This is a genomic window from Spirillospora sp. NPDC029432, assembly GCF_040703975.1.
GTDB lineage: Bacteria > Actinomycetota > Actinomycetes > Streptosporangiales > Streptosporangiaceae > Spirillospora.
Genome location: NZ_JBEZWH010000031.1, coordinates 26,474 through 48,723, shown reverse-complemented (window position 1 = coordinate 48,723; position 22,250 = coordinate 26,474). Strand labels below are relative to the sequence as shown.

21 protein-coding genes are annotated in these 22,250 nt (G+C 75.5%); 5 read left to right on the top strand and 16 right to left on the bottom strand.

The features are described from left to right. Position 1: 1 nt before the first annotated feature. From AB0881_RS23755 to AB0881_RS23735, 5 genes are read right to left on the bottom strand one after another with little or no spacing between them, the layout of a single operon-like run. Entirely contained in the window at positions 2-646 is a 645-nt protein-coding gene (locus tag AB0881_RS23755) for a class I SAM-dependent methyltransferase (RefSeq protein ID WP_366619960.1), read from the bottom strand. 18 nt (positions 647-664) lie between these two features. Continuing rightward, positions 665-3,286: a CHAT domain-containing protein gene (locus AB0881_RS23750; RefSeq protein WP_366619958.1), complete on the bottom strand. Its 2,622-nt coding sequence runs from the start codon at positions 3,284-3,286 to the stop codon at positions 665-667. Continuing rightward, positions 3,283-3,729 (bottom strand): hypothetical protein, encoded by a 447-nt coding sequence (locus AB0881_RS23745; protein WP_366619956.1) that lies wholly within the window; start codon positions 3,727-3,729, stop codon positions 3,283-3,285. The genes AB0881_RS23750 and AB0881_RS23745 overlap by 4 nt, the downstream gene beginning before the upstream one ends. Positions 3,730-3,737: 8 nt before the next feature. Then, a complete protein-coding gene (locus tag AB0881_RS23740; RefSeq protein WP_366619954.1) occupies positions 3,738-4,274 on the bottom strand; it encodes a sigma-70 family RNA polymerase sigma factor in 537 nt (178 codons plus the stop codon). Then, positions 4,261-5,430, bottom strand: coding sequence for a S8/S53 family peptidase (locus tag AB0881_RS23735; protein ID WP_366619952.1), 1,170 nt, complete (start codon positions 5,428-5,430; stop codon positions 4,261-4,263). Before AB0881_RS23735 ends, AB0881_RS23740 begins: the two co-directional genes overlap by 14 nt. Before the next feature lie 99 nt (positions 5,431-5,529). On the opposite strand from AB0881_RS23735, the gene lnt reads away from it, so the two are divergent. Together lnt and AB0881_RS23725 are read left to right on the top strand one after the other, a co-directional pair. Beyond that, positions 5,530-7,038, top strand: a complete 1,509-nt coding sequence (gene lnt, locus AB0881_RS23730) for an apolipoprotein N-acyltransferase (RefSeq protein ID WP_366619950.1) — start codon at positions 5,530-5,532, stop codon at positions 7,036-7,038. Between the two features lie 291 nt (positions 7,039-7,329). After that, on the top strand, positions 7,330-7,824 hold the full coding sequence (locus AB0881_RS23725; RefSeq protein WP_366619949.1) for a DUF3145 domain-containing protein: 495 nt from the start codon (positions 7,330-7,332) through the stop codon (positions 7,822-7,824). A gap of 104 nt (positions 7,825-7,928) precedes the next feature. Here the strand turns inward: AB0881_RS23725 and AB0881_RS23720 are convergent, their stop codons facing one another. The 10 genes from AB0881_RS23720 to AB0881_RS23675 all read right to left on the bottom strand — a co-directional run bounded on the left by AB0881_RS23720 (position 7,929) and on the right by AB0881_RS23675 (position 18,351). Then, complete coding sequence (locus tag AB0881_RS23720; protein ID WP_366619947.1) at positions 7,929-9,236, bottom strand: beta-ketoacyl-[acyl-carrier-protein] synthase family protein; 1,308 nt, start codon at positions 9,234-9,236, stop codon at positions 7,929-7,931. 91 nt (positions 9,237-9,327) lie between these two features. Next, on the bottom strand, positions 9,328-9,576 hold the full coding sequence (locus tag AB0881_RS23715; protein WP_366619945.1) for an acyl carrier protein: 249 nt from the start codon (positions 9,574-9,576) through the stop codon (positions 9,328-9,330). A gap of 48 nt (positions 9,577-9,624) precedes the next feature. Beyond that, positions 9,625-10,593, bottom strand: coding sequence for a beta-ketoacyl-ACP synthase III (locus AB0881_RS23710; RefSeq protein WP_366619943.1), 969 nt, complete (start codon positions 10,591-10,593; stop codon positions 9,625-9,627). Beyond that, positions 10,590-11,510, bottom strand: a complete 921-nt coding sequence (locus tag AB0881_RS23705; RefSeq protein ID WP_366619942.1) for an ACP S-malonyltransferase — start codon at positions 11,508-11,510, stop codon at positions 10,590-10,592. Before AB0881_RS23705 ends, AB0881_RS23710 begins: the two co-directional genes overlap by 4 nt. A 127-nt stretch (positions 11,511-11,637) precedes the next feature. Beyond that, positions 11,638-12,831, bottom strand: a complete 1,194-nt coding sequence (locus AB0881_RS23700) for a helix-turn-helix domain-containing protein (RefSeq protein WP_366619941.1) — start codon at positions 12,829-12,831, stop codon at positions 11,638-11,640. 111 nt (positions 12,832-12,942) lie between these two features. Then, the gene (locus AB0881_RS23695) at positions 12,943-13,884 is read right to left on the bottom strand and encodes an alpha/beta hydrolase (protein WP_366619939.1); all 942 of its coding nucleotides are present in this window, start codon (positions 13,882-13,884) and stop codon (positions 12,943-12,945) included. Positions 13,885-14,064: 180 nt separating this feature from the next. Continuing rightward, entirely contained in the window at positions 14,065-15,228 is a 1,164-nt protein-coding gene (locus AB0881_RS23690; RefSeq protein WP_366619937.1) for an acyltransferase, read from the bottom strand. Next, on the bottom strand, positions 15,212-16,174 hold the full coding sequence (locus tag AB0881_RS23685; RefSeq protein WP_366619935.1) for an alpha/beta hydrolase: 963 nt from the start codon (positions 16,172-16,174) through the stop codon (positions 15,212-15,214). Before AB0881_RS23685 ends, AB0881_RS23690 begins: the two co-directional genes overlap by 17 nt. A 156-nt stretch (positions 16,175-16,330) precedes the next feature. Next, positions 16,331-17,014 carry a response regulator transcription factor gene (locus AB0881_RS23680; protein WP_366619933.1) on the bottom strand — a complete coding sequence of 228 codons (684 nt, stop codon included), beginning with the start codon at positions 17,012-17,014 and terminating at the stop codon, positions 16,331-16,333. Next, the gene (locus tag AB0881_RS23675) at positions 17,011-18,351 is read right to left on the bottom strand and encodes a sensor histidine kinase (protein WP_366619931.1); all 1,341 of its coding nucleotides are present in this window, start codon (positions 18,349-18,351) and stop codon (positions 17,011-17,013) included. The genes AB0881_RS23680 and AB0881_RS23675 overlap by 4 nt, the downstream gene beginning before the upstream one ends. Positions 18,352-18,433: 82 nt before the next feature. Here AB0881_RS23675 and AB0881_RS23670 point away from each other — a divergent pair, with 82 nt between their 5' ends. From AB0881_RS23670 to AB0881_RS23660, 3 genes are read left to right on the top strand one after another with little or no spacing between them, the layout of a single operon-like run. Further along, a complete protein-coding gene (locus AB0881_RS23670) occupies positions 18,434-19,462 on the top strand; it encodes a PHP domain-containing protein (protein ID WP_366619929.1) in 1,029 nt (342 codons plus the stop codon). A 43-nt stretch (positions 19,463-19,505) separates the two neighbouring features. Continuing rightward, a complete protein-coding gene (locus AB0881_RS23665) occupies positions 19,506-20,381 on the top strand; it encodes a sigma-70 family RNA polymerase sigma factor (RefSeq protein WP_366619927.1) in 876 nt (291 codons plus the stop codon). A 4-nt stretch (positions 20,382-20,385) separates the two neighbouring features. After that, on the top strand, positions 20,386-20,736 hold the full coding sequence (locus tag AB0881_RS23660) for a DoxX family protein (RefSeq protein WP_366619926.1): 351 nt from the start codon (positions 20,386-20,388) through the stop codon (positions 20,734-20,736). A gap of 196 nt (positions 20,737-20,932) precedes the next feature. Here AB0881_RS23660 and AB0881_RS23655 read toward each other — a convergent pair whose 3' ends face one another. Continuing rightward, entirely contained in the window at positions 20,933-22,237 is a 1,305-nt protein-coding gene (locus AB0881_RS23655; protein ID WP_366619924.1) for a helix-turn-helix transcriptional regulator, read from the bottom strand. Positions 22,238-22,250 lie beyond the last annotated feature (13 nt).

The window sequence follows — 22,250 nt, the reverse complement described above, 5'->3', positions numbered from 1 at the left end:
CTCAGCCGGGCCTGCGGAGCAGCAGGCGGCCGTGCAGGAACCGCTCGTTCTCGCCGGGCTCGCGCACCATCCGCGCGATCTCGGTGAGGCCGGCCGCCCGCGCCAGGCCGGCGAGCAGGTCGAGCGGCAGCCGGTACGCGAACGTCACCTTGTGGTCGAACTCCTCGGGCTCGTCCCCCTCGGCGTGGAAGAAGCCGAGCAGCAGGTGGCCGCCGGGCGCCAGCACCCGGTGGAACTCGGCCAGGACCTCCGGCAGGAGCTCCGGCGCCAGGTGGATGACGGAGTACCAGGACAGGACGCCGCCCAGCGCGCCGTCCGCCGCGTCGAGCGCGGTCAGCGAGCCCTCGTCGAAGCGCTGCTCCGGGTACTCGGCACGGGCCAGCGCGATCATCTCCGGCGACAGGTCGACGCCGGACGTGTCGAGCCCCAGGGAGCGCAGCCGCGCCGTGTTGTGGCCGGGGCCGCAGCCGGCGTCCACGACCGGGCCGCCGCCGCGCCGGACCAGCTCGGCGAACGCGGCGATCAGCGCGCCGTCGAGCGGCTGCTCGTCGAGCGCGTCGCGGGCGAGGTCGGAGTAGAGGGCGGCGACGGAGTCGTACGAGGTCCGGATGGTGTCCTGGCGGGCGGAGTGCGGGGAGCCGATCATGGTCCACGAACTTAGCGGTCATCCCGCGCCGTAGCAGTTGAACCCCGCCACTCCCGCGGACCGGTCGACGTCGGCCAGGGCCTCGGCCGGTGTGCGGCCCGCGACCAGCCGGGCATGGAAGGCGGCCATGAACGCCGGGGCGTCCGCGTCGCCGACCGGCGCCACGCTCGCGATCACGGTGGCGGTCCCGAGCGCCAGGAGCACGCCGACCATGCTCGTCACCGCGTCCCGGTCGCCCTCGCCCGTACGGCCGAGGTCGCAGGCCGACAGCACGACCAGCCGCGGCGGGGCGGCCAGCTCCTCCAGGTCGCAGAGCATCAGCGGGCCATCGGCCAGCCGCAGCCGGGAGAACAGCGCGCCGCCGTCGCGGAACTCGCCGTGCGCCGCCAGGTGCGCGACGTCGGCGCCCGCGAGGGCGTCCCGAATGGTCTCCGCCCGCGCCGCCGGGCCGAGGAAGGAGCGGGCGTCCGGGTAGAGGCGCCGCACCGCCCTGACCTCCTCCTGAGCGTGCGCCAGCCCGGGCCCCGAGGCCAGCACGACCCGGCGGGACGGCCGGGGCACGTCGGCGGAACGGGCCCGCAGCCAGGCGGCGGCCGAGGGGACGATCGTGTACGGACGGCCGCGCAGGAACGGCAGGACCGCCCAGGGCAGCGCGTGCAGCAGGCCGGTAGGGGCGATGACCAGCTCGCCGCCCTGGCGTCCCAGCGGGGCCAGGAGGCGGTCGAGGCGCTCGCAGGCGCGATCGAGGCCGGTACGCGCCTGCGAGTCGTCCTTGCGCAGCGCCAGGCGCCGCAGGGCGAAGCACGCGAGCCGCGCGTGGTGGAGCGCCTCGTCGTAAGGGGCGAGGTGGTGGTGCTGGAACCGGCCCTCGCCGACGGTGACGGCGTGCAGGTCGTTCTCCACCCGGACCAACTCGACGAGCGTACGAGCGCCCAGCGCCGCCTCCAGCCGGGCGGCGTCCAGCGGGACTCGGGCGCCCGGCTCGCCGGACCGGGTGCGCGTCCGGGCCCGGATCGCCGCCTCCAGCCGGGACACCTCGGCGGGCGGCGCGTCGTGCGCGCGGGCCGCGGCGTGCCGGGCGCTGAGCGCGCGCAGCTCGGAGAGGGCCGCCGCGCGCACCGGATCGCGCGGCGGCCGCAGCGACACCGGGCGTACGGCCGCGCGGCGGCGCTCCTCGGCCAGCAGCAGCTCGCGCGCCGACCGGGCCAGCCGCAGCCCGAACGCGGCCAGTTCCTCGCCCAGCCCCGCGGCACGCGCGCGCAGCTCCAGCGCGCCGAACACCTCCGCGTACTCCTCCACGACCCGCAGCCCGGCGTCGACCGCGCCGCGCGCGCCGTCGTCGTCCCCGCACGCCCAGCGGTCCAGCGCGGCGGCGTGCCACGCGGCGGCCCGCAGCGGCGGCGGGCCCTCCTCGCGGGCGCGGGCCACCGGCTCCAGCAGATGGCCGGCCGGACGGCCCAGCGCGAGGGCGATCCGGGCGGCGATCACGCGGGCCTCGGCGGCGGTGTCCGCCCAGCCGCCCTCGGCGAGCCGGTCGGCGGTCGCGGCGGCCGTGCGGAGGAACACGGCCGACCGGTCGCCCGCCGCCCAGCGGGCGCGGAGCAGGCAGTGCTCGGCGAGCGGCATCCACCCGGTGCGCTCCTGCGCGGCGAACGCCGCGCGGGCCCGCTCGGCCGTCCCGGCCGCCCGCTCCGGATCGCCGCCGGCCAGCTCGGCGTGCGCGAGCAGCAGCAGGCCGTCCGCGATGTCGCAGCGGTACCCGTGCGCCGCGACCTCCTCCAGCGTCGCCGCCAGCAGCGGGCGGGCCTCCCCGGGCAGGCCCGCCTGGACGAGGGTCTCGCCGAGGTCGAACCGGCACTGCGCGACGCGCTCGCGGGTCAGCCCCGGCTCGGCGGCGGCGAACAGCCGCAGCGCGCGCGGCACGTCGCCCCTCCTGGACGCGGCGAACGCGAGGTTCGCCCGCGCCATCGCCGCCAGATGCGCGAGACCGGCGGCCTCCCCGGCGGCGACGGCCTCGTTCAGCGCCGTCTCGGCCGTGCCGAGGTCGCCCGTCAGGGCCCGCGCCAGGCCCAGGTTGGTGAGCAGCCCGGTCAGCGTCACCGGATCGCCGCCGCGGCGCAGCCGGGGCAGCGCCTCCGCGGCCACCCGCCCGGCCTCCGCCACGCGCCCGGCACGGGCGAGCGCGCAGGCGACGTTGGCCGCCAGCCGGTCGGCGTCGGGGCCGCGCAGGACGTCCTCCGCCCGCTCCGCCTCCGCGAGCGCCTCCCGCACGTCGCCGCGCGCGGCCAGCAGCCCGACCAGGTTCATCCGCACGAGCGCGGCGCCGTACCCGTCCGCGCGGGCCAGGGCCCGGCGCAGCAGGGCGATGCCCTCCTCCAGCAGCCCCAGCTCCTTGGCCGCCAGCCCGGCGGCCCGCAGCGCGACCAGCGCGGAGGCCGGGTCGCCGGCCGTCTCGGCCCGCGCCACCAGCGCCCGTGCCCGCGCGTAGCAGGCCGCCGGATCCGCCGCCGAGAGCCGCAACAGCCCGAGCGCCTCCGCCGAGAGGTCCGCGCCGTCGCCTTCGCTCGCGCCGCCACGATCGTCGGTGCCGCCGTCGAAGGTCGGGTGAAGGTGTTCAGGGGGTGGGGGCGTGCCGGTCACAGGCGGATCCAGCTTGTGACGACGGACGTTCCGTCCGGGAGGTGGAAGAGGAGGCTGACCAGGCCCTCGGGGATGCCGGGGAGGGCGAAGTGGCCGGTGTCGTCGGCGCGGGTCTCCGGGCCCTCGGGCGGCAGGGCGGGGTGGCGGACGCGGATGCGGGCGGGGGACGGCGGGGCCAGGCGGCCCGCGATCTCGCGCTCCCGGCCGGTGCCGGCGATCTCCAACTCGATCACCGTGTCCCGGGCGGTGAACGTGAGCGTGCGCGCCGGGGTGCCGCGGACGGCGCCCGCCAGGCCGGTGTGGTCGCCGGTGAGGCCGGCCAGCTCCGCGCCGGGGCGGCGCCAGGCCAGCGCCGCGCGGGCGGAGGCCAGCACCTCGGCGGGTACGGGGTCGAGCGCCTGGTACGTCTCCCGGACCCGCGCCAGCAGGTCGTCGTGGTCCATGCGGCGCGTCATGCGAGCCGCCGCAGCAGGCTCTCCAGGCACCGGGCCCGGGTGGGGCCGATGCTGCCGACCGGCATCTCCAGCGCCGCAGACAGCTCCGCGTAGCTCGGCGCGAGCGCGAACAGCCGCAGCAGCACCTGGCAGCGCCGGGGGAGCGCCTGCAGCGCCGCGGCGACCTGCCCGAACCGCTCCCGCGCCAGCGCGATCTCCTCGGGCTCCCGCGCCGCGGCGGGGAGCGCGTCCGCCGCGCCCAGCGCCGCCTGCCGCGAGGCGCGGCGGGCGGTGCGCATGCTCTCCCGGCGCACCGTCACCACCAGCCAGCGCCCGACCGCGCCCGGCCGCTCGATCCCGTCGATCCGCTCGACCAGCCGCAGCCATGTCGTCTGCACCGCGTCCCCCGCGTCCGCCTCGCCCAGGCCGTACGAGCGCGCGACCGACCACAGCAGCCCGCTGTACAGCTCCACCAGCCGCGCCCACGCGGCGCCGTCGCCGTGCCGGGCCCGTTCGACCAGCTCCGCCGCGTCGGCGGTGTCACGCCCGTCCACTGGCGACCCGTTCCTCGGCGGCCGGGGCGTCGGCGCCGATGACCGCGCCGAGGTCGGGCAGCGAGCGGCCGGCGCCCGCCAGCAGCCGGTCGGCGGCCTCCGCGGCCGTCCCGCCGCCGGCCGCGGCCAGATCGGCGATGCGGCCCGCGACGTCCGGCGCCGCGAACGACGTGCCGCTCCAGGTCGCGTACCCGCCGAACGCGCCGAACCGCACGAAGCTGCTGGTGACGGCGGTCCCCGGCGCGCAGGCGTCCACCCACCAGCCGTAGTTGGAGAACCAGGCGCGGTCGGGGCCGTCCAGCGCCGCCACGGCGATCACCGGCTTCAGCGCGGCGGGCCAGAACGGCCGGTCGGTGGCGGTGTTGCCCGCGCACGCGACGACGGCCGTGCCGCGGCCGAGCGCCGCTACGGCGCGCGCCAGCACCGGGGACGGGCGGTCGTCGTAGGTGTGGCAGCCGATCGACAGGTTGACCACGTCGGCGCCGCCCGCCGCGGCCAGCCGGCCGAGCGCGCGGATGACGTCCAGCTCGTCGCCCACCCCGTCGCCGCCGATGACGCGGTACGCGCGCAGCCGCGCCGACGGGGCGCGGCCCAGCAGCACGCCCGCGACGAACGTGCCGTGCCCGGCCTGCGCGTCGAGCTCGTAGTCCAGGTCGGCGTCCAGGACCTCCATCGCCTCCTCCCGCTGCGGCGCGTACCACGCGGCGTGCTCGTACCAGGGGTGCGGCCACAGGCCCGTGTCGAGGACGGCGACCGTCACCTCGCGCCGCGGCGGCGCGGCCGGGACGGGCGCGGGAAGCGGCGCGGCGGGCCGGGGCAGGTCGGCGGGGCCGCTCCACCAGAGCGGCTGCCCCTGCACGAGGTGGTTGGGGGAGGCGCCGAGGCTGCGGTGCCGGGCGTCGCCGGCGAGCCGCGCGGCCAGCTCGCACACGTCCACCTTGGCCCGCGGGCGCAGCCGCAGGCTCGCGACGCCGTGCTCGTCGCGGCGCGAGTCGTACCAGCGCCGGACGCGGTCCTCGACGGCGGCCGCGTCGGGCCCGGCGACGAGGAGCTGGTCCCGGCGGATCAGGGCCGGGCGGCCCGGGACGGGCTCCACGACGGCGGCGTCCGGATGGCGGGCCAGCAGCCGCTCCAGCCGTGCCTCTTGGTCGAACATCGGACCTCGCTTTCACGTGGAGTGACCATTAATTCACCCATGGTGCACGTATGTGGGGTGGTGCGATGGCGGTTCGGGAAAATGTGCGTTACTGGAGACGTGATCGGACGTGCGGTGGTGCGGCCCCTGAGTTCCGCGTCCGAACGGTGGGCCCGCGCCGCCTGCCTGGCCTGCGGGGTGCTGCCCGTGCTCGCGTTCCCGCGCCCCGCGCTGTCGTGGCTCGCGTGGGTGGTCCTGGTCCCGGGTCTGCTGCTGATGCGGTCGGCACCGGACGCCCGTACGGCGGCGTACCGCGGCTGGTGGTTCGGCACCGGATACCTGCTGGCGGCCCTCTACTGGACGGTCCCCAACATCGGCCCGGGGCTGCTGCTCGTCGCCGCCGTCTTCGGCGCCCTGTGGGCTGTGTGGGGCGCGGCGGCGCATCGGCTGTCCCCGGTGGCGGCGGTGGTGGTGCTGCCGTGCGTCTGGGTGAGCATCGAGTTCGTGCGCTACTGGCCGCGCCTGGGCGGGCCGTGGGCGCTGCTCGGGGCGACGCAGTGGAAGCACCCGGTCATGCTGAGCCTGGCGGCCGTGGGAGGCGTGTGGCTCGTCTCGTTCGTCCTGGTGGCGGTCAACACGGCGATCGCGATGGCCGTCGTCTCCAGGAAGCCGGGCTTCGCCGTGCTCGCGGTGGCGCTCGCCTGCACCGCCCCGCTCGCGTGGGCGATCCGTCCCGCGCCGCCCGCCGACCGTACGGTCCGCATCGCGCTCGTGCAGACCGGCATCGTTCACAACCGGGCTGTACGCCTCGACGCAGGAGAGCGCATCACGGCCGCGCTACCGCCGGTGGACCTCGCCGTATGGGGGGAGAGCAGCGTCGGGTACGACGTCGTACGCGACGCCAGGGTGTCCGCTCGCCTGGAGGCGCTCGCCAGGACCCGCCCGGTGCTCGTGAACGAGGACGCCCGGGACGCCGGCGGTCGCATCTCCAAGAGCGCGATCCTGCTGCGCCCCGACGGCACGCGCGATCGATACGTGAAGACGAGGCTGGTGCCGTTCGGCGAGTACGTCCCGTTCCGGTCGGCGCTCGGCTGGCTGGCGAGCGTCAGCGGGGCGGCGGGCGAGGACCGGGTCCCGGGGACGGGCGTGCGCGTCATGCGCGTGGACGGCGTCACCATCGGCCCGCTCATCTGCTTCGAGTCCACGTTCCCCGACTACGCGCGGGCGGTCGCCGGCAGGGGCGCCCAGGTGCTGGTGTACCAGTCGTCGACGTCCACGTTCCAGGAGAGCTGGGCGCCGCCGCAGCACGCCTCGCTCGCGGCCGTGCGCGCGGCGGAGACGGGCCGTCCCGCCGTGCAGGCCGCGCTCACCGGGGTGTCGGCGGCGTTCGACGCCCAGGGCCGGCGGCTGGCGTGGCTGGACACCGGCCGCCGCGGCGCGGCCGTGGTCACGCTGGCCGTGCCGCCGGCCGGCCACCGGACGCCGTACGACCGGTTCGGCGACTACGTCGCGTACCTCTCGGCGGCCGCCACCGGTGTGATCTTGGTCATCACGTTCCGGAGTCTCGGGTGTACGGCCCGGCGTCGGCGGGACCGCCGTCCCTCCCCGCCGGGACCCGGCTCCGCGTAGCGTTCTGACACGCGACGGCCACCTGACCACCGCTCGCCGACGCCGCAGGACGGGGGTTTCCGCGGGACGGGCGAGCGGGGCCGTCGCATGTCCGGGCCCCTCCGGCGGCGCCGCCGGGACGCGGCGCGGCCGCCCCGCCGCGGAGGTGATCGGCGGGCAAGGCTTCGGCAAACAGCGGTCGCGCGGTGGTGCGACCCGTGCCGATGATGCAGAATGAGGGGCGCGGACGCCGTCTTGGGGTGTGCGAGGCCGTAGGGGAAGACGAGCCTCAGTACAGATCCAGGAGGTCCGGTGACCGCACGTGGCGTTTTCTACGTCCACTCCGCGCCACCTGCGCTGAGCCCGCATGTTGAATGGGCCGCCGCAGGTGTTCTCGGCGTGCCCGTTTCCCTTGAGTGGGCCGATCAGGCGGCCGCGCCGGGGACATTGCGCGCCGAACTGCATTGGGAGGGCAAGCCCGGTACCGCCGCCGGGATCACCTCCGCGCTGCGCAACTGGAAGCTCGTGCGCTTCGAGGTCACCGAGGACGCCACCCCCGGCTGCGACGGCGTCCGCTACAGCTTCACGCCGTCGCTGGGCGTCTTCACCGGGGTGATCGGCGCCGCCGGCGACATCATGGTCCCCGAGGACCGGCTGCGGGCGGTGATGGCGAACGCCGCGGTCGGCAAGGGCTCGCTGGAGGGCGAGCTCGACCGGTTGCTCGGCACGCCTTGGGACAACGAGCTGGAGCCGTTCCGGCGGGCCGGCGACGGCGCGCCCGTGCGCTGGCTGCACGCCGCCGTGTGACCGACCCGCTGCGGCACGACGTGACGTGACGTGACGTGACGTGAAAGGACCCTGGTCCCGCCGGGAGGCGGAGGCCAGGGTCCTGCCGTCGGTGCGCCGCGCGCTCAGGCGCGGCGGAAGGCGACCGACACGTTGTGGCCGCCGAAGCCGAACGAGTTGTTGAGGGCGGCGAGCGGGCCGTCCGGCAGCTTGCGGGGCTCTCCCCGCACGATGTCCAGGTCGGCCTCGTCGTCGAGGTCCTCCAGGTTGATGGTGGGCGGCACCAGGCCGTCGCGCAGCGCCGCGATGGTGATCAGCGACTCCAGCGCGCCGGCGCCGCCGAGCAGGTGCCCGGTCATCGACTTGGTGCCGGTCACCACGACGTCGGACGCGGCGTCGCCGAGCGCGACCTTGATGGAGGCCAGCTCGGCCACGTCGCCCTGCGGCGTGGACGTGGCGTGCGCGTTGATGTGCTTGATGTCGGACGGCTCCAGCCCGGCGTCCCGCATCGCCCGGCGCATCGCCTTGGACTGGCCGGCGCCGGTCGGCTCGGGCTGCACGATGTCGTGCGCGTCGCCGGAGTAGCCGCAGCCGGCGGCGATGCCGTGGACGGTGGCGCCGCGGGCGCGCGCGTGCTCCTCCGACTCCAGGATCATCACGGCCGAGCCTTCGGCGAGCACGAAGCCGTCGCGGTTCTTGTCGTACGGGCGGGACGCGCGCTCCGGCTCGTCGTTGCGCGTCGACAGCGCCCGCATGGAGCCGAACGAGGCCAGCTGCAGCGGGTGGATGCACGCCTCGGTGCCGCCGCAGATCACCACGTCGGCGCGGCCGGCCCGGATCATGTCGATCGCGTACCCGACCGCCTCGGCGCTGGACGCGCAGGCGCTGACGAGCGCGTGCGAGCCGGCCATCGCGCCGAACTCGATGCCCACGTGCCCGGACGCGCCGTTCGGCATCAGCATCGGCACGGTGAACGGGCTGACGCGGTTCCAGCCCTTCTCGCGGTAGACGTCGTAGCTGCCGAGCGCGGTGTGCAGGCCCCCGATGCCGCTGGACAGCACGACCCCGAGCCGGTCGCCGTCCACGACGAAGCCCTCGGCGGGCGCGGCGTCCGCGTCCTCCTGGGCGGCGCCCTTGCGCGCGCGTGCGGGCGGCGCGAAACCGGCATGCGTCCACGCCTCGCGGGCCGCGGTCAGCGCGATCGCCTGGTTGCGGTCGAGCCGGCGCAGCTGCTGCTTGGGGAAGACCTCGGACGGCTCCACCGCGAGCGTGGCGGCGAACCGTACGGGCAGGTCCTCGATGCCCTCCCAGTCCAGCTTGCGCACCCCGGACTTTCCGGCGAGCAGCGCGGACCAGGTCGACGGCCAGTCTCCGCCGAGCGGTGTCGTGGCGCCCAGCCCGGTGACGACGACGGTGGTCTGGCTAGTGCTCATCGTTAGTGCTCCTCGCACAACTGGGGGGTAGGGAAACGCGGCGCGCCCCCTCCCGAGGTCTCGGGAGGGGTGGCGCGCCGCCCTGGTCGCCTTACGACTGGAGGTTCTGGACGAAGTTGATGACGTCCTTGACCGTCTTCAGGTTGCGCAGCTCGTCGTCGGGGATCTCGACACCGAACTTGTCCTGGGCGGCCACGGCGATCTCCACCATCGACAGCGAGTCGATGTCGAGGTCGTCGATGAAGTTCTTCTCGGGGGTCACCTCGGACTTGTCGATGCCGACGATGTCGTCGATGATCTCGGCGAGACCGTCCAGGATCTCCTTCTCGCTGACTGCCATGTGCGTCCTATCTCCTTTTCGGGTTGCTTCCTCGTGCCCTGGAGGCGGTCACGGGATCTGGATGACCTGGGCAGCGTAGGCCAGCCCGGCGCCGAACCCGACCAGCAGGGCCGGGGCGCCGGACGGGACGTCGCCGCGTTCGATCATTCGGGAGAGCGCCAGTGGGATCGACGCCCCCGAGGTGTTGCCGGCGTGGACGATGTCGTCGGCCACGACGGCGTTGGGCGCCTTCACCTTGCGGGCGATGGCGTCCACGATTCGCAGGTTGGCCTGGTGCGGCACGATGGCGGCGAGGTCGGCCGGGGAGATCCCGGCGCGCTCGCACGCCTCCAGCGCGACCGGCGCGACCTCGCTGGTCGCCCAGCGGAAGACCGCCTGGCCCTCCTGCCGGATGAACGAGTGCCGGTCCGGGATGATGATCTTGTCGTACTTGTCGCCGGAGCTGCCCCACACCACCGGGCCGATGCCGGGGACGTCGCTGCCGGCCACCACCGCGGCGCCGGCGCCGTCGGCGAAGATGATGCAGGTCGAGCGGTCGGTCCAGTCGAGCCACTGCGACATCTTCTCGGCGCCGAGCACCAGCACGTTGCGGGCGCTGCCGGCCCGTACGGCGGAGCTGGCGGTGCCGAGCGCGTAGCAGAAGCCGGCGCAGGCGGCGTTCAGGTCGAACGCGCCGGGCGCGACGATGCCGAGCTTGTCGGCGACCTGCGGCGCGTACGCGGGCATCGGCGACTCGGCCGAGCAGGTGGCGAGGATGACCAGGTCGATGTCCTCGGGCGACAGCCCGCTGCCCGCCAGCGCCTTGCCGCCGGCCTGGACGGCCATCTCGACGATGCCCTCCTCGGGCCCGGCGATGCGCCGCTCGGCGATGCCGACCCGGGACCGGATCCACTCGTCGCTGGTGTCGACCTTCTCGGCGATCTCGTCGTTGGTGACGACCCGGGCCGGCTGGTAGTCGCCGAACGCCAGGACCCGGGCGCCCTTGGCGACCTCGGGGATCCGCAGGCCCTTGCTCATGAGTGCCCCTTGATGAGCTCGCGGGCCTTGGCCAGGTCGTCGGGGGTCTTGAGGGCGAGCGTCGGCAGGCCCTTGAGCTCGCGCCTGGCGAGCCCCACGAGGGTACCGGCCGGCGGCAGTTCGATGATCGCCGTGACGCCGATCTCGCGCATGGAGGCCATGCAGGCGTCCCAGCGGACCGGGGCGCTGACCTGGTTGACCAGCCGGGACACGAACTCGCGGCCGGACTCCACGACCGCGCCGTCGCGGTTCTGCAGGAGTTTGGCGCGCGGGTCGGCGACCGGGGCGCCCGGCGCGAGGCGGCGCAGCGTGTCGACCGCCGGGGCCATGTGCTCGGTGTGGAACGCGCCCGCCACCGACAGCGGGCGCAGGCGCGCCTTGGCGGGCGGCTCGTCGGCGAACGCGGCCAGCCGCTCGACCGTCCCGGCGGCCACGACCTGGCCGGCGCCGTTCACGTTGGCGGGGGTGAGCCCGTGCTTGCCGATGGCGGCGAGGACCTCGTCGGCGTCGCCGCCGAGCACCGCGGTCATGCCGGTCTCGGTGGTCGCGGCGGCCTCGGCCATGGCGCGGCCCCGCTCCCGGACGAGGACGAGCGCGGCCTCCGGGGAGAGCACGCCCGCGATGGCGGCGGCGGCCAGCTCCCCGACGCTGTGCCCGGCGACGGCCCCCGGCGCCCCGTCCGTCCCGTCGCCGTAGAGGGCCTCGTAGGCGGCCAGCGCCGCGGCGACCAGCAGCGGCTGGGCGACGGCGGTGTCGCGGATCTCCTCGGCGTCGGCGGTGGTGCCGTAGCGGACCAGATCCAGCCCGGTGACCGCGGACCACCACGCCAGGCGGTCGGCGACGCCGGGCACCTCGAGCCACGGCTGGAGGAATCCGGGGGTCTGGGCGCCCTGGCCGGGCGATGCGAGGAGAATCACAGGCTCCAGCCTGCCGGGAACGTCCCGTGCCTCTCGATGCGGATCAGCACGAAGTTTCATCGAGGGGCTTTGTACGAGACCTACAAGCGCCCCGAACGGACGACCGTTAACGAAACGGGCGTAGCGCTCAGGTGTGCGAGCCGGTGTGCGAGCCGCGGTAGCCGAACCGGCCGAGCACCAGCGCGATGCGCAGCGTGAAGGCGTTGCGGCCGTCGGTCGGCGCGAGCCCGGTCAGCTCGGTGACCCGGCGCAGCCGGTAGCGCACCGTGTTGGGGTGGACGAACAGCAGCCGGGCCGTCGCCTCCAGCGACGAGCCCTGCTCCAGGTAGGTGGTGAGGGTGTCCAGCAGCGGGGCGCCCGCCGCGAGCATCGGGTTGTAGACCTCCTCCACCAGGTAGCGGCGGGCGGCGTCGTCGCCGTCCAGCGCGCGCTCGGGCAGGAGCTCCCCGGCCGGTACGGGACGGGGCGCGTCCGGCCAGCCGGCGGCGGCGCGCAGCCCGGCCATCGCGGCCCGCGCGGAGACGGTGGAGCCGTACAGGTCGTCCACCTGGGGGCCGATCACGACGGGGCCGGGCCCGCACTTGGCCGCGATCGGGCGGGCGGCCTCCAGCGGCTCGTCGGCACCGCCGACGATCACCACGACCCGGCGGCCCTGCACGCCGGCCAGCACGTCCACCCGGGCCCGCCGGGCGGCCAGCTGCATCTGGTCGATGGTGACCTCGGGCTCCTCGTCCTCGGGGGTGTACCCGGCGATCACGGTGACGGGCTTGGACGTCCAGCCGAGCGCGGCGGCCCAGGAGTGCATGCCGTCGTCGACCTCGCCGCGCAGCACCGCGTTCACGACCAGGGCCTCCAGCCGGGCGTCCCAGGCGGCGCGGGTCTCGGCGGCGCGGGCGTAGACCTGCGCGGCGCCGAACGCGACGTCCCGGGTGTAGCGCAGGATCGCCTCGCGCAGCTGCGGCTCGCCGCCGGGGGCGGCCAGCTCGCCCAGCCTGGTCTCCACCACGTCGATGATCACCCGGACCATGTCGATGGTGTGCTGGAGCTTGATGGCCCGCAGCAGCTCGCGCGGCGCGGTGCCGAACACCTCGCCGGCGATCGCGGGCCGGGTCTGCTCGGCGTTCTTGAACCACTCGACGAACGCGGCGATGCCGGCCTGCGCCACCAGCCCGATCCAGGACCGCTGGTCGGGCGGCATCCGCCGGAACCAGGGCAGCTGCTGCTCCATGCTGGCCAGCGCGGCGGTGCCGAACGTGCCCATCGCCTTCTCCAGGCGTTCGGTCGTCTGCTCCCGGATCTCGGCCTCGTTCGCGGTGTCCACGCCCCCCAGAGTGCCACCATTCCGGGCGTGGCCCGACCCGGACGCCGCGAGTGCCCGCCGGAGAAAGCCCTTGTGGGACGGGGGGTGCGGCCGGTTCTGGACGGGCCGGAGTCACGCCCGGGTGACCTGGGTCACCTGGTCCGGCCGGCCGAGCGCGACGCCGGCGAGATTGCGCAGCGACGGCGACCCGGGCGCCAGGTAATCGCTGTGCCCGCCGGACCCGGCCTGGAAGACGCGCGCGCCGAACTCCGGCGACACCGGGTCGGGCCCGAGGCCGAGGCCGAGGACCCGCACGTGCGGGACGTCCTCCATCCAGTCGGACGCGCCGCGCCCGGCCCAGACGCGGGCGGCGCGGCCGAGCCCGTACGCGGACCACGCGGCCGTGCCGGGGCTGCCGAACAGCGCGATGTCGGTGACCCGCCGCCAGGCGGCCGCCTCCGGCCCGCGCCCTTCGAGCCCGGCGCGGCCGCACACGACCGAGCCGTAGCTGTGGCACAGCAGCCCGACCGAGGCGCGCGGGTTGGCCTCGTGCAGGCCGCCGAGGAAGCGGCGCAGCTCGCGGCCCCCGTGGGCGGCGCGCTCGTCGGTGAGCACGTCGCCGCTGAACGTGCGCGGCGCCGCGTAGCCGAGCCAGGCGACCACCGCGAGGTCCGGGCCCGGCTCGGTCCGCGCCGCCTCCCGGTAGAGGGCGCGGGCCCCGCCGCCGGGGGTGGACCACGGCTTGCCCGCGCGGTCGTCGAACGTGGCCAGCGTGGTGTCGGCGCCGGGGACGAGCACGGCGACCCGCCGCGCCCGCGCGAGGTCGCCGACGACCTCGACCGCCCGGCCCCGGTCGCGCGGGTCGAAGTACAGGAAGTGCCGCCCCGGCCGGAGGAACCCTCCCAGCGCCCGGGCCCGCTCCCGGTCGCCGATCTCGTGCGCGGTGCGCAGCGCCGCCTCGATGGAGCGGCGCTCGGCCGCGTACCGGGCGTCCAGCGTGGAGGGGGCGAGCTCGGGGGCGGGCAGCGGCGGGGCGTACGGGTCGGCGTGGCCCGTGCCCGTGGTGGTCAGCATGATGCCCGCGATCGTCGCGAGGCCGGCGAGGGCCCGTCGTAGCCGTCGGGCACGCTGAGGTGTCTGGCGGGGCGGCGGCATGGTCCGTCTTTCTACCGGATGCCCGGCGGTGCTCCGAGCACCCGGGGGTCGTCCTGCGTGTTCTCGGTAGAGATGTACGGGACGCCCCCGAGGTTGGGATCAGCCCGCTCCGCGCGGCCGCTCGAAGCGGTGGGCGAGGGCCCAGAACGCGGCCAGCGCGGCCGCGAACACCGGCAGCCAGCCGAGCCGGGCGAGCGCCCAGCCGGGGTCGCCGGGCAGCGAGTGCAGGCCGGGGACCGCGCCGAAGAGCAGCAGGGCGCCGACGGTGACGGCCATCATCGCGGTCTGGTGCCACAGGAAGACGGTCATGGCCGACAGGTTGGCCAGCGCGACCGCCGCCCACGGGCGCGGGCGCTCCATCCAGCGCCGCAGCGGCTCGCGGAGCAGCAGCGCCAGCCCGGCCTGCGCGATCCCGAACGCGACGGCGGCCAGCGTGGGCGGGTTCAGGTTGGAGATCTCGGCGCCCGGGACGCCGACCATGCTCGCCGGGTACCCCGCGTACAGGACGAGCGCGGCGGTGGCGGCGGCGCCGCCGACCAGCATGGCGGCGGCCGTGCGGCGGGCGGCGAGCGCCCCGTTCGCCCAGGCCATCCCCAGGTAGAAGGGGACGAGCCAGCCGGTGAGGAGGGTGCCCCAGCCGAGCCACTGCGGCCCGCCGAGTCCGAAGCGGGTGGCGTCGATCGCGGCGGTCGCGGCCAGCGGCAGCAGCACCCCGGCGACGCCGAGCCGGCTCCAGAGGGCGGTGAACAGCGGAGTGAGCGCGGTCAGCGCCCCGTACACCAGCAGGAACCACAGCGGGCTGAGCACCAGCTTGACCAGGACGCGCGCGGTGTCGCCGGAGAACCCGGCCCACAGCAGCGCGGCCGTCGCGGGGATCCAGGCCAGCAGCAGCACCGGCACGGGCCGCAGCAGCCGGGCGGCCCGGCGCCGCGCCCACGGCCCCCACGGCTCGCCCGCCCGGTACCCCTTGGCCGCCGTGTAGCCGCCGACCAGGAAGAACACCGCGAGCGTCTGGAGCACCCAGGAGACGGGCGTGAAGCCGGGCATCGACTTCAGCGGGCTGGCGACCCGCAGCCCCTCACCGCCGCCGGTGGCGACGAACGCCGTGACGAGCCAGTGCCCGAGGACGACGCCGAGGATCGCGAACGCGCGCAGGGCGTCCACCGCCCGGTCCCGGTTCGGGGGCGTGGCCGCGCCGATGCGGGCGGCGAACCCGGCGGGCCGGCCGGCGGGGCCGGTCCGGCGGTCAGGCGTTGCGAGCATGGGTGACCTCCGAGTCACGGCCGAGCGCGATCATGGTGAGGTTGCGCAGCGCGGGGGAGCCGGGCACCAGGTACGAGCTGTGCGTGCCGCCGCCGGCGTCGAAGCGGGCGGCGCCGACGGCCACCGGGTCGGCGCCGAAGCCGAGCCCGAAGAGCCGGAACTTGGGGACGAACCGCGTCCAGTCGCCGCCCGCCCGGCCCGTCCACAGGCGTGCGGTGGACCGGAACGCGGCGGCCGACCGGGCGTCCACGCCGGGGCTGCCGTACAGCGCGACCTCGTCCACCTGGGAACGGGCGAGCCGCGGCGCCGCCTTGGCGCAGACCACCGACCCGTAGCTGTGGCACAGCAGCGCGACCTCGGCGCCGGGGTTGACGCGGCGCAGCCCGGTCACGAAGCGGGCCAGCGCGCGGGCGGCGTCGTCGGCGCGCCCATCGGTGACGACGGCCGCGCTGCGGGTGGACGGCGAGTCGTACCCGAGCCAGCCGACCGTCGCCAGCCGCGCCCCCGGCGCGACCGCGGCGGCCCGCCGGTGCAGGGTGCGGGCGCCGCCGCCGGCCCACTTCTCCGACTCGAAGTTGGTGAGCAGGCCGTCCGCGCCCGGCACCACGACCGCGATCCGGCCGGCGCGGGCGAGGTCGCCGTTCACCTCGACGGCCCGGCCGCTCCCGCGCGGGTCGAACGCCAGGAACCGGCGGCCCGGCGCCAGGAAGCGGGTCATCGTCCCGGCCCGGCCGGTGTCGCCCGCGGCCAGCGCGGTCGAGCGGGCCTTCCGGATGTCCCGCTCGACCGCCGCGTACAGGCCGGTGAGCGCCGACGCGGAGGTGAGCCCCGGGGCGGCGGCCGGGGCGGCGTACGGCTCCCGGTGCGTCATGGGCGCCGCGGTCGCGGCGAGCGCGGCCAGCGTCAGCGACGCTGCGATGCCCCTGTTGCGGGTCCTGCGGCGCACGGCCTGTCCTTCCTGCTCAGCGAGACGTTCACTGAGTAGGAAGCTAGGAACCGCGGCCCGTAACGGTGATCAACCCGGGGAGCCGTCTTCCCCCGTACGACCGGGGTACTACGCGGGTCAGTCGCCGGGGTCAGTCGCCGGGGTCAATCGCCGGGGTCAATCGCCGGGGCGGACGAGCCCCGTCTCGTAGGCGAAGACGATCGCCTGCGGGCGGTCCCGCAGGCCGAGCTTCATCAGGACGCGGCCGAAGTGGGTCTTCACGGTCTGCTCCGCGACGACCAGCTCGTCGGCGATCTCGCCGTTGGACAGCCCGCGCGCGACCAGGGTCAGCACCTCGGTCTCGCGCTCGGTCAGCTCGTCCAGCCGCTTGCGGGTCGGCGCGCGCGGGGCGCCCAGCCGGGAGAACTCGGCGATCAGCCGCTTGGTGATGGACGGGGACAGCAGCGCGTTCCCCTCGGCGACCACCCGGACGGCGTCCGACAGCTCGGTCGCGGACGCGTCCTTCAGCAGGAACCCGCTGGCCCCGGCGCGCAGCGCCTCGTACACGTAGTCGTCGAGGTCGAAGGTGGTCAGCATCAGCACCTTCGGCCTGGCGGGGTCGCCGGGCGCGCCGGCCGCGTCGCCGCCGAGGAGCCGGCGGGTGGCCTCCAGGCCGTCCATCACCGGCATCCGCACGTCCATCAGGACGACGTCGGGGCGCAGCTCGGCGATCACACGCAGGCCCTCCTCGCCGTTCACCGCCTCGCCGGCCACCTCGATGTCGGGCTGGGCGTTCAGGAGCACGCCGAACCCGGTGCGGACCATGCCCTGGTCATCGACGATCACTACCCGGATCGTCATGCCCGCGGCTTCAGCGGCAGGGTGGCGGTCACGGCGAATCCTCCTTCGGGGGTGGCCTTGGCGGTCAGCCCGCCGTTCAGCATCGCGGCCCGCTCCCGCATGCCGACCAGCCCGTGCCCGCTGCCGGGCGGCGAGATCGTGGACTGCGCGCCGGACGGCGGGCCGTTGATGACGCTGAGGAGGAGTATGCCCTCCTTCTGGATCAGCTCGACGTCCACCCTGGACCCGGGCGCGTGCCGCATCGCGTTGCTGAGCGCCTCCTGGAGGATCCGGTACGCGGTGATGCTGACGCCCTGCGGCACCTCGTCCAGGTCGCCGACCACCTTGGTGTGCAGCGACAGCCCGCTGCCGTGGGTGCCGGACAGCAGCGTGTCGAGCCGTTCCAGGCCGGGCTGCGGGGCCCGCTCCATGCCGTCCTCCGAGCGCAGCACGCCCAGGATGCGGCGCATCTCGGTGAGCGCGTCCAGGGCGGTCGCGCGGATCTCCTTCAGATCCGACCGGATCTTGTCGGGCACCTCGGGCACCGTGTACGGCGCCGCCTCCGCCTGGATCGCGATCATCGACATGTGGTGGGCGACCACGTCGTGCAGCTCGCGGGCGATCCGCTGCCGCTCCTTCAGCACCGCCTCGGTGTCGCGGTGCCGGCGCTCCTGCTCGGCCAGCTCGCGCTGCGCGGCCTCGTCCCGTTCGACCAGCTCCCGGTACGCGAGGTGGCGCTGCCGGACGAGCGAGCCGGCGAGCAGCGGCAGCACGATCACCACCGCCGGGCCGGCCGGGTTCTGCTGGTCGAGGAGGAAGGCCGCGACCCACAGCGCCAGCCCCGCGCCGATCGTGACGCCGCGCGGGCTGCGCGCCGCGAGCGTGTAAAGGACGAGGATGAGCACGAAGACGCCGCCCGGCACGTACGGCAGGTCCTTCGGCGAGTCCACCATCCAGCCGTGCGTGGTGGTGACCAGCATCGCGAACGCCGACACCCGGAACGCGCCGACCGGATGCCGCTGCCGCAGCGCCAGCGGCACCGCCAGCGCGAACGAGCACGCGAACAGGTACCAGTGCGGGGCGTACGGCTCGGTCTTGGCGGTCTGGTTCTGCAGCAGCGAGTACGTCCCGAGCAGCGTGGCGACCGCGACGAGCACGTCGAGGACCTGGGTCGCCAGGCCGTACGGCACCCGGTCGAGCCGGAACCGCCGCGTCCAGCCCAGCCAGCCGGGCCACGGGCGGTCGTCGGGGAGCGGCGGGTCGGCCCGGCCCGTCACCAGCGCGGCCGCGGGCCAGGCGATGGGACGTGTCAGCAGCCGGAAGGTCTCGCCGGCGCCGCCGGGGTTCTCGCTGGACATGCGCCCAGGCTAGAGCGGGTGGCGGACACCCCGAATGCCACCACGGTGCCATGGCGGCGTAGTACCTGGGTACGGTCTGAGGGTGGAACCCGCCGAGGCGCTGCGCCGGATCGCCTTCCTGCTCGAACGCGCGCACGAGCCGACCTACCGCGTCCGGGCCTTCCGCAAGGCCGCCGGCGTCGCCGCCGGACTCCCGCCCGCCGACCTGGAGGCCCGCGCCCGCGCGGGCACCCTGACCGATCTCGACGGGATCGGCAAGGTCACCGCGCTGGTGATCGAGGAGTCGCTGCGCGGCGAGGTGCCCGTCTACCTGCGGCGCCTCGAGGCCACCGAGGGCGAGCCGCTGGACGAGGCCACCGCGGCCCTCCGCTCCGCGCTCAAGGGCGACCTGCACACCCACAGCGACTGGTCCGACGGCGGCTCCCCGATCCGCGAGATGGCCGAGGCCGCCCGCTCGATCGGGCACGACTACATCGCGCTGACCGACCACTCGCCCCGCCTCAAGGTCGCCAACGGCCTGTCCGCCGACCGGCTGCGCCGCCAGCTCGACGCGGTCGCGGAGCTGAACGAGGAGCTGGCGCCGTTCCGGATCCTCACCGGCATCGAGGTCGACATCCTGGAGGACGGCGCCCTCGACCAGGACCCGGACCTGCTCGACCGGCTGGACGTCGTCGTCGCCAGCGTCCACTCCAAGCTGCGGATGGACCGCGTCGCGATGACCCGGCGGATGGTCGCGGCCGTCGCGGACCCGCGCGTGAACGTCCTCGGCCACTGCACCGGCCGCATCGTGAAGGCCGGCGGCAAGCGCGGCGGGCTGCGCCCGGAGTCGGAGTTCGACGCGGCCCTGGTCTTCGACGCCTGCGCCGCCTACGACGTCGCCGTGGAGATCAACTCCCGTCCGGAACGCCTCGATCCGCCCAAGCGGCTGCTGCGCCTGGCGGTGGAGGCGGGCTGCCGGTTCTCGATCGACTCCGACGCGCACGCGCCCGGCCAGCTCGACTGGCAGCCGTACGGCTGCGAGCGCGCCGCCCGCTGCGGCGTCCCCGCCGACCGCGTCGTCAACACCCTCCCCGCCGCCGACCTGCTCGCCTGGACGACGGCCGCGGCCTAGGCCGGGTCACCTTTCGCACCGCCGCCGCGTCGATACGGGCGAGATGTTCCACGACGGCGAGGAGGCGGCACGCATGGACGGCGACCGGCAGGCGGTCTACGAGCGGGAGCGGCCGCGGCTGCTGGCGGTGGCGTTCCGGATCCTCGGCTCGGACGCCGACGCCCAGGACGCGGTGCAGGAGGCGTGGCTCAGGTACGCCCGCGCCGACCCCGCGGAGATCAGGAACGTCCCGGCCTGGCTGACGACCGTGGTGACGCGCCTGTGCCTGGACTCGCTGCGCCGCACCCGCGAGTACCCGCGCGAGGAGCCGGCGCGGGCGGCGGCCGGCGACGGCCCCGAGGAGGTCGCGCTGCTGGCGAGCGAGCTGACCGACGCGTTCGCCGTCGTCCTGGACGAGCTGACGCCGCCGCAGCGGGTCGCGCTCGTGCTGCACGACGCGTTCGGGATCCCGTTCGACGAGATCGCGCACGTGCTGGACACCACTCCCGGCTCGGCCAAGAAGCTGGCCAGCCGCGCCCGCGGCCGGGTCCGCCGCCCGGCCGAACCGCCCGGCGCCGATCCCGGCGAGGCCCGCCGGGTCGTCGGCGCGTTCCTGCGGGCGGCGCGCGAGGGCGACCTGGACGGCCTGGTCAGGCTCCTGGACCCGGCCGTCACGCGCACCGCCGACCCGCAGGCCCTGCCGCCCGGCGCCGCGCAGCGCGTCGGCGGTGCACGCGCCGTGATCGCCGAGACCCGGGCGCTGCGCGCCACCGCCGGCCGCGCCCGCCCCGCGACCATCGACGGCCGGCCGGGGATCGCCGTCCGGTCCGGCCGCGACCTGGAGGCCGCGCTCGTCTTCCGGATCGCGGCCGGCCGCATCGTCCACTACGACGTGATCGCCGACCCGCGCCGGCTCGCCCTGCTGCGAATCGAGGACTGAGGACATGTACGCCGCCTACGTCACCGTGGCCATCGCCACGATCATCGCCAACACCGCGATCACCATCGCCGACCTCGCGAGGGCGAGGTTCGTCCTCGCGAACTCCGCCGAGGTGGGGCTGCCGCCCGCGTGGCTGCCGTACCTGGCCGCGCTGAAGGGCGCCGGCGCGGCCGGCCTCCTGATCGGCCTCGTCGCGCTCCCCGCCCTCGCCGTAGCCGCCGCGACCGGCCTCGTGCTCTTCTTCACGGGCGCCGTGATCGCCCACGTGCGCGCCCGCGTCTTCCACAACATCGCGTTCCCGGGCGGCTACCTCGCCCTGGCCGCCGCCTCCCTCGCCCTCGCCGTCGCGCACTGACCAGGAAAGGGGACCCAGGTACGACACCGGCGAGCGGGGTAGGGGCCGCTCATGGTCGTGTTCTTCTCCAACCGCGTGGGCTGCCTGGGATCGGTACTGATCAGCCTCGCCGTCACCGCCCTGCTGGTGCTGTTCTTCCTCCTCCTCTGACCCCGGCGGCCGCGCGGTGCGGGCAAGGGACGGCCGCCGCTCGCCGTCATCCGGCGGCGAGGAGCACCTGGAGGTCGCGTACGGGGGCCCGCCGCCGTTGTGCCGGTGGAACGGCGCGCAGGACGTTCTTGCCGGTTTCGAGGATCATCCGGCTGCGGTACGCGGGCGCCAGCCCGTCGATCACCTCCACCGCCTGCCGCGCCCCTCGCTCGACACCGCCCTTCGTGACCGTGCACAACGCCTCGTGCAGTTGGACGTTGGCCCCGTACTGGTAGTCGCTCTTCGCGGAGGCCAGCACCCTGCCACGGGCCGCGTCCGCGGCCGCCTCCCTGCCCGCGCCCGCATGGACCCAGCTCGCCGCGAAATCGGCCTGGCACCCGTTCCAGTACGCGGGGTATGTCGATGGCCCGTTCTCCGGCACGTCGTTCCCGAGGGTCTCCAACCCCCGCAGCGCCTCCTCGTGCCTGCCGAGCAGGGAGAGCGCCTTGACCTCGGTGCCGATGATCAGCGTCCGCAGGTGGGACGGCCGATCGCCCATGCGGCGCCGCACCTCCCGCGCCAGCCGCAGCGCGGCGTCGGGGGAACGGAGCCCGTACAGGCTGAATCCGGCCTCCGTGCTGCGGATCATGAGGCCCAACTGGAGGTCCCCGGAAGCGTCGGCCGCGTCGCGGGCGCCGCGCCACCAGCGCAGTGCCGGGCCGAAGTCCCCCAAGCGGGTGAGGATGTTGGCCTGGAGGCTGGAGAGGGTGGCGAGCATGCGGTACAGCTCCCTGACATCCTCGTCGCCCGGCTCCTGGATCCGCCGCCGGAGGGCGAGCAGATCCAGAAGGACCTCGTCGTGAACGTCCTTGGCGGGACGGGTGCGAATCGCGTGCAGGTGGTCCGCGCAGGCGAGAGCCCAGCCGTCCAAGTCCCGAGGCGGGCCGGTCAGCGCGGAGTTGACGAACCAGCGGGCCGCTTCCCCGGGTGATGCGAGGGCGCCGGTGCCGACGCCGACGGCGGCCAGCCGCAGCAGAACGCGGCGTTCCATTTCGTCCCAATCATTAAGAAGGGGCGTTTCCTTGTTATTGGTACCCCGCGGGGTGGAGAGAAGGGGCTGGCCGAAGAGTTCGTCTTCCGTGATGCCGAGTGCGCGGGCGTACCGGAGGCGGTAGCGGGGACCCACCGTGTGCGCGCCGGCTTCGTGGCCGCGGATGGTGCGCTCGATGTCCCTGAGCTTGGGCAGGCCTCGCCGGTCGCGTTCGGGGGCCGTGTCGCGGATGCGTTCGGCCAGGTCGGCGACGGTGTACTCGCGTGCCTTGCGCTCGGCGCGCAGGCGCCGACCGATGTGGACGGCGGTCTCGTCCGGCATGCTGCCCGCCTTT